14 protein-coding genes are annotated in these 13320 nt (G+C 43.1%); 11 read left to right on the top strand and 3 right to left on the bottom strand.

Features of this window, described 5'->3' with window-relative positions:
* Positions 1–197 precede the first annotated feature (197 nt).
* The 3 genes from AC075J_RS05475 (at position 198) to AC075J_RS05465 (ending at position 1796) form a co-directional block, all read left to right on the top strand.
* Positions 198–1193, top strand: coding sequence for a D-alanyl-D-alanine carboxypeptidase family protein (locus tag AC075J_RS05475; RefSeq protein ID WP_330674778.1), 996 nt, complete (start codon positions 198–200; stop codon positions 1191–1193).
* On the top strand, positions 1190–1378 hold the full coding sequence (locus AC075J_RS05470) for a DUF6783 domain-containing protein (protein WP_420314304.1): 189 nt from the start codon (positions 1190–1192) through the stop codon (positions 1376–1378). The genes AC075J_RS05475 and AC075J_RS05470 overlap by 4 nt, the downstream gene beginning before the upstream one ends.
* A gap of 115 nt (positions 1379–1493) precedes the next feature.
* Positions 1494–1796, top strand: a complete 303-nt coding sequence (locus tag AC075J_RS05465; protein WP_226839669.1) for a hypothetical protein — start codon at positions 1494–1496, stop codon at positions 1794–1796.
* Positions 1797–1888: 92 nt separating this feature from the next.
* On the opposite strand, the gene AC075J_RS05460 is transcribed toward AC075J_RS05465, so the two are convergent.
* Together AC075J_RS05460 and AC075J_RS05455 are read right to left on the bottom strand one after the other, a co-directional pair.
* Positions 1889–2434: an NADH peroxidase gene (locus AC075J_RS05460; RefSeq protein WP_008705373.1), complete on the bottom strand. Its 546-nt coding sequence runs from the start codon at positions 2432–2434 to the stop codon at positions 1889–1891.
* 260 nt (positions 2435–2694) lie between these two features.
* On the bottom strand, positions 2695–3108 hold the full coding sequence (locus AC075J_RS05455) for a Fur family transcriptional regulator (RefSeq protein ID WP_008705371.1): 414 nt from the start codon (positions 3106–3108) through the stop codon (positions 2695–2697).
* A gap of 903 nt (positions 3109–4011) precedes the next feature.
* On the opposite strand from AC075J_RS05455, the gene metG reads away from it, so the two are divergent.
* From metG to AC075J_RS05430, 5 genes are all read left to right on the top strand, one after another.
* Positions 4012–6078, top strand: coding sequence for a methionine--tRNA ligase (metG, locus tag AC075J_RS05450; protein ID WP_330597520.1), 2067 nt, complete (start codon positions 4012–4014; stop codon positions 6076–6078).
* Positions 6079–6340: 262 nt separating this feature from the next.
* The gene (gene moaC, locus AC075J_RS05445) at positions 6341–6817 is read left to right on the top strand and encodes a cyclic pyranopterin monophosphate synthase MoaC (protein ID WP_020993229.1); all 477 of its coding nucleotides are present in this window, start codon (positions 6341–6343) and stop codon (positions 6815–6817) included.
* Positions 6818–6942: 125 nt separating this feature from the next.
* A complete protein-coding gene (locus AC075J_RS05440) occupies positions 6943–7431 on the top strand; it encodes a MogA/MoaB family molybdenum cofactor biosynthesis protein (protein WP_022379966.1) in 489 nt (162 codons plus the stop codon).
* 166 nt (positions 7432–7597) lie between these two features.
* A complete protein-coding gene (locus AC075J_RS05435; protein WP_008705366.1) occupies positions 7598–8026 on the top strand; it encodes an MOSC domain-containing protein in 429 nt (142 codons plus the stop codon).
* A 149-nt stretch (positions 8027–8175) separates the two neighbouring features.
* Positions 8176–8949 (top strand): TatD family hydrolase, encoded by a 774-nt coding sequence (locus AC075J_RS05430; protein WP_173706434.1) that lies wholly within the window; start codon positions 8176–8178, stop codon positions 8947–8949.
* A 100-nt stretch (positions 8950–9049) separates the two neighbouring features.
* Here the strand turns inward: AC075J_RS05430 and AC075J_RS05425 are convergent, their stop codons facing one another.
* A complete protein-coding gene (locus tag AC075J_RS05425) occupies positions 9050–10453 on the bottom strand; it encodes a CapA family protein (protein ID WP_008705364.1) in 1404 nt (467 codons plus the stop codon).
* Positions 10454–10795: 342 nt separating this feature from the next.
* On the opposite strand from AC075J_RS05425, the gene AC075J_RS05420 reads away from it, so the two are divergent.
* From AC075J_RS05420 to AC075J_RS05410, 3 genes are all read left to right on the top strand, one after another.
* Entirely contained in the window at positions 10796–11233 is a 438-nt protein-coding gene (locus tag AC075J_RS05420; protein ID WP_173706433.1) for a MarR family winged helix-turn-helix transcriptional regulator, read from the top strand.
* A gap of 11 nt (positions 11234–11244) precedes the next feature.
* A complete protein-coding gene (locus AC075J_RS05415; protein WP_118341637.1) occupies positions 11245–12351 on the top strand; it encodes a phosphoribosyltransferase domain-containing protein in 1107 nt (368 codons plus the stop codon).
* A gap of 1 nt (position 12352) precedes the next feature.
* Positions 12353–13320: cysteine protease StiP domain-containing protein (locus AC075J_RS05410; protein WP_476390118.1), on the top strand; the 968-nt coding region annotated here is incomplete at its 3' end.

Raw genomic sequence — 13320 nt, 5'->3', positions numbered from 1 at the left:
TGCGCTGTACAATGGTTTCGCGGGCGGGGGAAAACGGAAAGGTATTGGATATAGGGAGAAAGATGCAATGTATGGGTGTGCAGGAATGGAAGATTACAGGATTTGGTAAGGGTGTGTTATAGTAGGGGGATGAATTAGAGATTTGTTAGATATATTTTTTCTGAGCAATGTTATAGAAGCAGACAGGAGGCGTTATTGTGGCTAGCAGGAGACGGAAAAAGAGCGGTGGAAGAAGTTATGCGTGGAGATACCGGGGCAGGATTGTGGCTTGTGTGTTTGTTGAGGTGATCATTATCTGTGCGCTGGTTATCATGATCGGATGGAATAAGGGCGTGAAGGAGTGGTTTGAGCAGTTTGAGCAGCCGGTTCTGAAGGAAGTGGATATCAGTGGTATCAACAGTCCGAATGCGATCCTGATGCAGGTCAGGGGAGGTAAGATTCTGGGTGAGATTAACGGGGAGGCTCAGATTTATCCGGCTTCTATGACGAAGATTATGACTGTGATACTGGGGATTGAGAATTTTGATGATCTGGATGAGAAGATTACTCTGACGAATGAGATGTTCTCCGGATTGTATGAGCAGGATGCTACGCAGGCAGGTTTTCAGCCGGGGGAAGAGGTCCGGGTGATTGATCTTCTCTATGGTGCGATGTTGCCTTCGGGGGCAGAGTGCTGTATTGCGCTGGCAGATACGATCAGTGGTTCAGAGGCGGATTTTGCGGAACTGATGAATAAGAAAGCAAGGAAGCTTGGAATGGAGAATACCCATTTCTGTGACTCTACAGGACTGCATAACCCGGATCATTACAGTACGGTTAAGGATATTGCGGTGTTGATGAAGTATTGCATTAAGAATGATACGTTTCGTGAGATTGTGGAGACCTCCAGACATTCTACCGGAGTTACAAATATCCATCCGGATGGAATTACTTACTACAGTACAATGTTTAAAAATCTGTCTGATCCGACAGTCACAGGTGGAAAAATCCTCGGTGGCAAGACCGGCTATACCAGTGAGGCAGGACACTGTCTGGTGAGTTTTGCGGAGATTGAGGGCAGGGAATATATCTTTGTTTCCGCAGGTGCTTCAGGAGCAGATGGAAATACGATTCCGCATATTCAGGACGCTGTGACTGTTTATAACAGGGTTGGTGCGGCGATTGAGGCGAAGATGAATGATAATAATAAATAAAATCTCCCACAAATTGTGACGCACATCTTGTGGGGAGCATTTTCGTTACTGTTCACACGCCACTATCCCGCGAGGTGTTTTGGCATGAGAATGCCAAAATCCCGAGACATACCGCGCGAATTTATGCGAATAGCATAAATTCTGTGCATCGCGAAGCGTGTTACTGGGCACGGAGTGAACAGTAACGCATTTTCCAAATACACTCTAATGTTTATAGATTTTTATAGACATATTTTTATGTATGTGATATAATCAATCACATACAAAAGAACGATACGGGCTACAGAGGAGGTGAAAGTGGTGACAGACAGACAAATGCTGGAAGCTGTTTTGACGGAGGTCAGAGGACTTGGAACGCGAATGGACCGAATGGAAGAGCGTCAGAAGTGTTTTGAAGAAGAGACCAGAAATAACTTTGCAGATATCAGACTGCATTTGGAGAACATAACGGATAGGAATATTTCTATCCTTGCAGAGAATCATCTGAATCTTATCAATAAGATGGATGTGTCGGCTACCTGGATGAACAGGATTATGATTAATGAGGTTAAGATGAATGCTTTGACAGATCAGGTTGCCAGACTTCAGGCGAAATCCAGTTAAGCTTCCAATGATGAAAATACGAACAGATAAAAAGGGAGAACCATTGAGGTTCTCCCTTTAAAAGGTTTATTTTATGCGATTTTCCGATAGAATTATTCTCCGAAATATCTCTTAAGAAGACCTGCGAATGCTTTTCCGTGTCTTGCTTCGTCTCTTGCCATTTCATGAACTGTATCATGGATAGCGTCAAGGTTAGCAGCTTTTGCACGTTTAGCAAGGTCTGTTTTACCAGCTGTAGCACCGTTCTCGGCTTCTACACGCATCTGAAGGTTTTTCTTTGTGCTGTCTGTTACAACTTCACCTAATAATTCAGCGAATTTAGCAGCATGTTCTGCTTCCTCATAAGCTGCTTTTTCATAGTATAAACCGATTTCCGGATATCCTTCTCTGTGAGCAACTCTTGCCATTGCAAGATACATACCAACTTCAGAGCATTCACCCTGGAAGTTTGCTCTTAAATCAGCCATGATGTCTTCGCTGGATCCCTGAGCAACACCTACAACGTGTTCAGCAGCCCATGACATTTCGCCATCCTGCTTTACGAATTTATCAGCCGGTGCCTTACATACAGGACAGGCTTCCGGAGCTTTCTCACCTTCATAAACATAACCACATACACTACATACCCATTTTGTCATAATTAAAATCTCCTTTTCTTTTTAATGAATTTATTAGGGATGCCAGAAAATAAATTGATTATCTCAGCATCGTTTAGTTCTTACTGCTTTCCGTCTGTGCGGCAGAAAAAGTAATTTTTTAATAATAGTAATTATTACTGTTTTCTGTGATTTTAGATTACCATACTTGATTGAAAAAGTCAAGTTTAATTTTAGCTTTTTTGCAACTTTTTATCATTAGTTGTTATTCCCAATTTGGCCACTAATGATGTAAGCAAAAACTACTTTGAACTATCAGAGTTGCCTTCTGTCTCTTTCAGGCAGTCCTCACACAGGCCGAAGAATCTGGCACTGTAATCAGTAATCTTTCCTTTGAAGTTCTCACCTGCAAGATCCATAATGTGGTGAATTCCCTCGCTCTCAAGGTCGATGATCCGCTCACATCTGATACACATGAAGTGGCAGTGCCTCTCGGTCCGCCCGTCAAAGTGATCCGCTCCGGCGAAAGAGGAAAGCTTCTTAATCTCTCCCAGATCAGCCAGCAGAGATAAGTTGCGATATACCGTACCGAGGCTGATATTTGGATAGATGAGCTTCATATTCTCATATACCACATCGGCAGTAGGATGATCTGTTCTGGTTCTTAGAAACTCTTTGATCGATTCCCTCTGACGGCTGTATTTCAGTGTCGCCATGGTATTCCTCCCTTCCCTGTTTACTCGCAAATGATTTATCATAACTGTTCAGGATAGTTGCAGTTATAATCTGTTCAATAACGATAATCATTACTGATATTGATACTATACAATATTGGATTGAAATTGTCAAGATATAAAATTATTATTTTATAGAATTGTTATAGTTTGGTTACTGAGAACGGAGTGAACAATAACGATGTGGGTTTACAAATCCACCAAAATGTGCTATATTTTCCCTATAACAGGAAATAACTATTTCCTATAGCTAACAGCGTTCCACGATCACAGAGCGGAGTGCTGTCACGAAATAACACAAACTCATTGAAGAAGAGAGTAGATCCGCAGACCGTATTACAGAGAAATCCCCATGGATCATATATCACAGATTCAAAGGCTGAGAGGGATATGCAAGGAGCAGGTTGAAGATGGCTTCCGAGAGGCACTGCTGAGGGCCAACAGCTTTAGGCAGCGACAGGCACGCCTGTTACAGCGTAGAGGTATCACAACGTACCTCCCAAGGTTTCCCCGCGCGAGCCCGGAAACGAACAGAAGTGGTAACACGGGTAATACTCGTCTTCTCAGATAATCTGAGGAGACGTTTTTTATGTTATAGGAAATTACTCTGTAATGTTCCTATAACATAAAAAAGCCCTCCGGGCAGGATCACACTGCGACAGAGAGGAATTATTTCCCCCAACACCAGTTCCTTCCTACCATGAAGAATTTATGTTTTTCTTCCATAAATAAGGAGCAGTTGTTACCATTTTTAAACACCAGCTTCGGAAAATATAATTGTTTTCTGTGCATTTGCAGGGAGTGTAGCAACTCTTAGTGCCTGGAAATCTGCGTTATTCGAAAAAATCTCACTGTCTGAGCGAAGCGAGTTTGAGATTTTTTCGAATGGTTTTAGCTGATTTTCAGACACTTAGAGTTCCTAGCTCCCGAAACCGCACAGAAAACAATTATATTTTCCGGAGCGTCCACATTCAAAAAAGGAGACAACAAACCATGGAAAAACAGAAATACTACATCACTACCGCCATTGCCTATACATCTGGCAAACCGCACATCGGCAACACCTATGAAGTAGTTTTAGCCGACGCCATTGCCCGCTACAAACGTCAGCAGGGCTACGACGTATTCTTCCAGACAGGAACCGATGAACATGGTCAGAAAATCGAATTAAAAGCCGAAGAAGCCGGAATCACCCCAAAAGAATTCGTAGACAACGTATCCGGTGAGATCAAAAGAATCTGGGATCTGATGAACACATCCTACGACAAATTCATCCGTACCACAGATGAAGACCACGAAAAACAGGTCAAAAAAATCTTCAAAAAAATGTACGCAAAAGGCGACATCTACAAAGGACACTACGAAGGAATGTATTGTACACCATGCGAATCTTTCTTTACAGAATCTCAGCTTGTAGACGGCAAATGTCCGGACTGCGGCCGCCCATGTGTACCTGCAAAAGAAGAAGCATATTTCTTCAAAATGAGCAAATATGCCGACAAACTCATTGACTACATCAATACACACCCGGACTTCATCCAGCCGGAATCCCGTAAAAACGAGATGATGAACAACTTCCTTCTCCCGGGACTTCAGGATCTTTGCGTATCCAGAACTTCCTTCAAATGGGGAATCCCGGTAGACTTTGATCCGAAACACGTAGTATATGTATGGCTTGATGCCCTTACAAACTATATTACAGGAATCGGCTACGACTGTGATGGCGAAAGCACAGACCAGTTCAATAAGCTCTGGCCTGCAGACCTGCATCTGATCGGTAAAGACATCATCCGTTTCCATACAATTTACTGGCCGATTTTCCTGATGTCACTGGATCTGCCGCTTCCGAAACAGGTATTCGGACATCCATGGCTTCTCCAGGGTGATGGTAAGATGAGTAAATCCAAAGGAAACGTAATCTATGCAGATGAACTGGTAGACTTCTTCGGTGTAGATGCAGTCCGCTACTTCGTACTTCATGAAATGCCATTCGAGAATGATGGTGTGATCACATGGGAACTGATGGTAGAGCGTCTCAATTCTGAACTCGCTAACACCCTTGGAAACCTTGTAAACCGTACCATTTCCATGTCAAACAAATATTTCGGCGGTGTGGTAGAAAACAAAGGCGTTACAGAACCTGTAGATGATGATCTGAAGAACTTCATTCTCTCCGTACCTGCCAAGGTAAACGAAAAAATGGATAAACTCCGCGTGGCAGATGCAATGACAGAAGTATTCACAATCTTCAAACGCTGCAACAAATACATCGACGAAACAATGCCATGGGCTCTTGCTAAGGATGAAGAGAAAAAAGACCGTCTTGCAACAGTTCTCTACAATCTGGTTGAGGGAATCTGCATTGGTGCGGTTCTGCTGAAATCCTTTATGCCGGAAACAACAGAGAGAATCCTTGCCCAGTTAAATGCACAGGACAGAGAACTGGAAGACCTTAAGACCTTTGGCCTCTATCCGTCAGAAAATAAAGTAACTGAAAAACCGGAGATTCTTTTCGCCCGCCTTGACCTGAAAGAGGTACTTGCAAAGGTGGCAGAGCTTCATCCGCCGAAAGCAGAAGAACCTGCAAAAGAAGAAAAAGAAGACGTAATTGATATTGAAGCAAAACCTGAGATTACATTTGAAGATTTCGGCAAGCTTCAGTTCCAGGTTGGTAAGATCATCAAATGTGAAGAAGTAAAAAAATCAAAGAAACTGCTCTGCTCACAGGTACAGATCGGCAGCCAGGTGCGCCAGATCGTATCCGGAATCAAAGCACACTACAGTGCAGAAGAAATGGTAGGTAAGAGGGTTATGGTAGTCACAAACCTGAAACCAGCCAAACTTGCCGGTGTACTCAGTGAAGGAATGATCCTCTGCGCAGAAGATGCAGACGGAAACCTTTCCCTGATGGTACCGGAAAAGGAAATGCCTGCAGGTGCAGAAATCTGCTGATCTTTGTATTACTGAGAACAAAGCGAATGGTAGCGAAAATGTGTGAAAACTTACGAATATTATCTTGACAAATACACTCTCAAAAGCTATATTAATATTTAGATAAAGGGGAGTGACTGACTCATGAGTATTCATGGTGTCGTCAATTTCGGTGGGTAAAGACTCCAACCGTATCGTGATGAACAGGCGAGGCTTTTATTGTATGTTCCCGTACAATAAGAGCCTCGCTTTTTGTAAAAACTTAAACAGGGGGATTTTGATCATGTCACAGGGTTTTAATCATTTTGATGAGAACGGAAACGCAGTTATGGTAGACGTTTCCGGGAAAAATATCACTTACAGAACAGCAGTTGCCACAGGCGAGATTCATGTAGGAGAAGCAATCATGGAGGCTGTGAAAGAGGGTTCTGTGAAAAAGGGAGATGTGCTTGGAGTAGCACGTGTAGCGGGGATTATGGGAGTGAAAAGGACTTCTGAGTTGATTCCCATGTGCCATCCGCTTCCGATCCAGAAATGTTCCGTAGACTATGAACTGGATGAGACAAACGGAATTATCCGCGCTTTCTGTACAGTGAAAACAGAAGGCAAGACCGGTGTGGAAATGGAGGCACTGACAGGGGTTCAGGTGACGCTTCTGACGATTTATGATATGTGTAAGGCAATTGACAAGCATATGGTAATGTCCAATATTCATCTGGTTGAAAAGACGGGTGGTAAGAGTGGAGATTTTCATTTTTGATATCCACGAATTACTCTGCGATTTGCAAAATATTTGTTGGGTAAAATGAAAGAAATGTGTATAATGGAAATACAGAATGGCAGATAACGAAAAAATTATCTGCCCGACAGGGAGGTTTTTCTAAAATGAAAAGAGTAGCGATCATTACATCCAGTGATACGGGATATCGCGGAGAACGTGAGGATTTAAGCGGACCTGCGATCCGAGAGATTGTTGAGAAGAATGGATATGAGGTTGTGTCTGAAGATGTTCTGCCGGATGACAGAAAGATGTTGTCAGAGAGAATGGCGGAAATTGCAGACAGCGGCACAGCGGAACTGATCCTGACAACAGGCGGAACCGGTTTTTCACCCAGAGATATTACACCGGAGGCAACGGAGGATATTATTGACAGACGTGTACCGGGGATTCCGGAGGCAATGCGTGCGTACAGCATGACTATCACGAAACGCGCCATGCTCAGCCGTTCTACGGCAGGTATCCGAAAAAAAACACTGATCATCAATCTTCCGGGAAGTCCGAAAGCTGTAAAAGAGAGCCTGGAGTATATTATTGATGCGCTTGGACATGGCATTGAGATCATGACAGGGGAAGCAGGGAACTGCGCAAGATAACTGATGGCGATAACAGGGATAAGAAAGCAGAGTAGCGTCAGAATGTACTGACGAAAAGAGAAATCGGTGAGCCAAAGCAGAGAAGATAAGCTGACGGCAATAAACGGAAGAGCAGGTACGAAAACAGTATCTGAAACGAAAACAGGAAGGTAAAAGGGACAATCTTATGGGAAAAGTAATTGCGGTTTGTACAAGTGAAAGAAAGGGAATACAGAAGACAAGTGTTCCGGAGATTAAAGTAATTGAGGACTGGGGAATCGAGGGTGATGCCCATGCCGGCAAATGGCACCGTCAGGTAAGTCTGCTCTCTTTTGACAAGATTGAAGATTTTCGCGCCAGAGGTGCAGAGGTAGAAGACGGGGCATTCGGAGAGAACCTGGTGGTTCAGGGAATCGACTTTGCCACACTTCCGATCGGTACGAAATTCCAGTGCAATGATGTAGTCCTGGAGCTGACACAGATTGGAAAAGAATGCCACAGCGGATGTGCGATCTTTAAGAAAATGGGCGAGTGCATTATGCCGAAACAGGGAGTTTTTACGAAGGTTCTCCACGGAGGTGTGATCCACCCGGGGGATGAGCTGGTAATTTTGTAACAGATCTTTTAACCGGATTATAGCAATCTTCATAAATAATGTATATTGATCCGGCTTATCAGAGCGCGAAATCCTGCGTCAGATATCCTTGACGTGTGTTGTTTACAGGGAGTGCTATAAATTAAGATTACATGAGGAGATTGGAAAAAATGATTATTGATACACATGCGCACTATGATGACGAGGCCTTTGACACAGACAGGGAAGCGCTTCTTATGTCTATGTACGATGGAGGGATTGAGAAGATTGTGAATGTCTGTGCATCTGTAGGCGGTTTTCAGGATACTGTGAAGCTGATGGAGAAATATCCTTTTGTATATGGAGCAGTGGGAATCCATCCGGATGATGCAGATAAGATGACACAGGAGACTCTGGATGAGATTCGCAGATTATCCCATATGGACAAGATGGTGGCAATCGGTGAGATCGGGCTGGACTATTACTGGCATAAGGAAGAAGAGGAACATCAGATCCAGAAGAAAATGTTTCGCGCCCAGCTTGACATTGCCAGAGAAGAGAAGCTTCCGTTTATGATCCACAGCAGAGAAGCTGCCGAGGATACTCTGAATATCGTCAGAGAATATATGCAGGGTGGTATGTATGGCGGTATCATTCATTGTTTTTCATACAGCAGGGAGATTGCGGCAGAATATCTGAAAATGGGACTGTATCTGGGAATCGGCGGAGTTGTCACTTTTAAGAACGCAAAGAAACTGAAAGAGACGGTTCAGTATGCACCCCTGTCTCAGCTTGTTCTGGAAACAGACTGTCCCTATATGTCTCCGGAGCCAAACAGAGGTAAGAGAAATTCGTCATTAAATCTGCCTTATGTAGCACAGGCAATCGCAGAACTGAAGGGAATTACAGCAGAAGAGGTCATTGATGTAACCAGACAGAATGCAGAGAAACTGCTGGGAGTTTAACCGGATCAGGTAGCGAAGCGGATTGCGAATATCTGCGTAATTAAAAAAGATGCCGACTAATTACAGTCAGCATCTTTTTTGTATACAAATCGGGAATTCATCAATAACCACTGTCGTCGGAAGAGTCTTCGGTTCCGTCTGATGTGTCTGCCTGATATTCCCAGGAGTGGATGGATTCTGTATCTTCCACTACATTTCCGGTAGTTTTGTCGATCATGTTGCCCTCCCAGTCAAACTTGACGTTCAGCAGGTTTGTATTTGTGGAAGGCTTCACATTCATGGACATGATTTCCTTAAATTTAGCTTTCAGGTTATCGAGAGTAAACTCATCACCGATCACATTTCTTACACTGTGGGAAGAAGCAAGTTCTTCTGTATAATCATCCAGCATATATGGTCCGTATTCTCCGTTATCGTGATTATAATGCATGACCATAGGTTTCACTTCCGGAGAAAGGATCTGGATGGTTGATTTGCCGTTCAGAGTTGATTTCTGTATGGTAAAACTTGCCATTCCTTCCAGAAGTTCCGGGAGTTCCTGCTGGGTGGAAACGAAGTTTCCGAGGGAGTAGAATATGGTGGTATTGTGTCCCTGGTCATCAGAAAGCTGTCCGTAAGGCTGAAGCACATGCGGATGACCGCCAATGATCACATCAACACCCTGCTGCATCAGAAAAGCGGCCCATTGTTTCTCGTATTCATTTGGCATGGTTTCATCTTCTGTTCCCCAGTGAGCCACAAAGATGATGCAGTCGCTGATTTCTTTGGCTTTCTGGATCATTGTGGTGATCTTATCCTTATCAAAGATATCGATCATGTACTCATATCCTTCGCCTGCACCGGAATTATTGGTGCCGTATGTATAGTCAAGAAAAGCAATCTTAATACCATTCACTTCTTTTACTTTGACAGTGTCTGCATCTTCCTGGGTGGCGTGGATGCCAAGTACAGGAATATCCGGATAATTGGTGCTCCAGAAATCCAGAGTACTTTTCAGATAGTCATATCCATAATCATCGGCGTGATTTGTGGCAGATTCCACTACATCAAACCCTGCTTTGATAATGGCATCTCCCACTTCCTGGGGAGTAGCAAAAGAAGGATAAGTGCTGACAGCATCGTGGCTTGGAGCAAAAACCGTTTCCTGGTCGATCATGGCTACGTCTGCAGCCTGGATCTGGTCCAGAACATGAGTGTAGATATGGTCATAATTCCATATGCCGGAGTCATTTTCGCCGGATTCATACAGCTTGCTGTGATAAAGATTATCTCCAACAGCAATTACACTTGCAGTGGAGATGACAGGTGTTTCAGCTTTGATCTTATCCTGCTGTTCCTTGAGGGCCGCTGCTTCTGCTGCTTCTTTCTGCGGTTTACGGATCAGGGTGTAATCCATCTGATGCATCACCAGAACGAGCAGAACCAGAACAATAACAGAACACAGAAGACTGATCCGGGAGTTGATTCTCTCCCGTAAATTAAGTGGCATATTATTTTTTTTCATAGAAAATTCCCTTTAACTAAAATAGTTCTTAACAGTGAGAGTGCTGAACAGTTACAGCAATCTGCAGCCTGTATTGCTGTCCTCAGTACCGTATCTCAAATTCATTGCAGACTGCATACGGAAATGAGACAGGAGCGTATGAACTGTAATCTATCTATTCATTATAACAAATTTCATGGTTCAAAGAAAGAATTAAGAGAGAAATTCTTTGAAAACCTGCCAGAAATGCTTTGTGAGACAAAGTATTTTAGTGTATAATAGGTAGCAATATAACCATAATGTACAAACATGCTACAGCAATGCTATATGGAATTGCTTAAGCAAAAAGAGGGAGGTAACCGGATGAACCATTATGAGGCAATTAATGATGTACTGGTCAATTTATTTAATGAGATTCTGGACCTGGAAGAACGGGCATTGATTACGGGAGAATATAAGAATATTTCCGTCAATGATATGCACATTATTAATGCAGTAGGTATCCGGGAACAGAAGAATATGTCAACAGTAGCCAGAGAACTGAATGTGACTGTGGGTACATTGACGATCGCTGTGAATAATCTTGTAAAGAAGGGATATATCCAGCGTATGAGAAGTCAGGAGGACCGAAGGGTTGTGCTGATCTCCCTGACAGAACAGGGGAAGAAAGCTTATTACCATCATAAAGATTTCCATGAGAAGATGGTACTGGCTGTACTTAAAGGCCTAAATGTGGAGGAGACAGAGGCACTGACGAAAGCTCTGACCAAGTTGCAGGGATTTTTCAGATCATATCAGTAGAAGGAGTAAAGATGGAATATACTGAGAAGGATTTAGTAAAGATTGCAAAAAGGGAAAATAATACGAAGAGAAACTATCTGGTGGTGGATCCGCTTCAGGGAAAGCATATTCCGGTAGTGCCATCAAAGGCACTGGATTTATTTGCTGCTCTGGCAGATACTTTCAGGGAGAAATACAAAGATGAAAAACTTTTGCTGGTGGGCTTTGCGGAGACAGCAACTGCCATAGGTGCTCAGGCAGCGATTACTGTGGGGGCAGATTATATTCAGACCACCAGAGAAGTTATTCCCGGCGTGAATTATCTGTTTTTTTCCGAGGAACACAGCCATGCCACAGAGCAGAAGCTGGTAAAAGATGATATTGACAGAGCAGCGGCGGAGACGGATCGGATCATATTTATCGAGGATGAAGTAACTACCGGAAAAACAATTCGGAATATCATCAGTATTCTTGACAGGGAATATGACGGAAAATTTAAATATTCAGTAGCATCTCTGTTAAACGGAATGAGCGAGGAGAATCTGGAACGTTATAAGAGACAGGGGATTTCTCTGTATTATCTGGTAAAAACGGATCACAGTACTTACGGAGACAGAGCAGAAACATTTAAGGGAGACGGATTTTATTATAAATGTCTGGATAAGGTCGTAGAGTATACAACGATTTATGTTAAAAACAGGATGGATGCCCGCAGACTGATTGATTCCGGGAAATATGAAGAAGCATGTGAGAATCTGTGGAGAGAAATCCGGGAGAAAACCGGAAACATGGCTGATAATATATCTGGCAAAAGAATACTGGTGATCGGCACTGAGGAGTTTATGTTCCCTGCACTTTATATCGGAAGAAAGATGGAAAAAGAGGGAGCCGAAGTAAGGTGCCATTCGACTACAAGAAGTCCCATTGCTGTGAGTCTGGAAAAAGAGTATCCCCTTCACAGCAGATATGAACTGAAAAGTTTATATGATCCGGACAGGAGAACGTTTATTTACGATATAGGAAAATATGACAAGGTATTGATTGTCACAGATTCCCCGGAAATAAAGGAGAGTCAGGAAACGCTGATAAATGCTGTCCGGATGCAGAACAAGGATATTACAGTTGTAAGGTGGTGCTGATTTGAGAAGTTCCTATTCAGAAGAAGATGTGATTTTATTATTGAAGGATATTACCGGGTTGGTAGAACCTCAGCCTGCCAAAGTGCGGGAGAAACTGATTCAGTCCGGAAAACATTACAGCGAGATGCTGCCTGTTGAATATGTTCCTACAGATCAGTATATGCAGGTATATCATAATGCGCTGAAACATTATGCGAAGCCGGTTGCCAATGCAGTAGGAATGCTGGCAGATAAGATCATAGAGAATAAGGGAAAGAAAATGGTCCTGGTATCCCTTGCCAGAGCGGGAATCCCAATTGGTATCCTTGTGAAGCGATACATCAAATTCAAATATGGTATAAATGTGCCTCATTATTCCATTTCAATTATCAGAGGAAGAGGGATTGACGATAATGCCATGAAGTATCTGCTTGAAAAGTACAGACCGCAGCAGATTTTATTTGTGGACGGATGGATTGGCAAGGGTGCGATCCTGAATGAATTGAAGAAAGATATCTCTGCATATGAAGGGGTTTCTGCTGACATAGCGGTAGTGGCAGATCCGGCAAATGTTACGGAGCTTTGCGGAACACATGAAGATATCCTGATCCCAAGTTCCTGCCTGAACAGTACAGTATCCGGCCTTATCAGCCGTACTTTTCTGAGAGATGACATAATAGGCAGAGATGATTTCCATGGGGCAGTCTATTACGGAGAACTGACAGATTCTGATCTGTCATATGACTTTATTGAAACCATTGAAAAGGAATTTAATATGGAGAATACACCTGATCTGGAAAAAAGAGTGGAAAGTCAGGGTATTGATGAGGTAATAAATATAGGAAAGAATTTCGGTATTGACGATATTAATCTGATCAAACCGGGGATCGGAGAGACAACAAGAGTATTACTGAGGAGAATTCCCTGGAAGGTGCTGATCGATGAGCGATATAAGGGAAATCCTCAGTTGGAGCATATTGTCAGACTTGC

Source organism: Blautia sp. ZXY-1-C6, assembly GCF_056339875.1.
The sequence above is the reverse complement of the archived record's forward strand: the minus strand, read 5'-3'. Positions and strand labels throughout refer to the sequence as shown.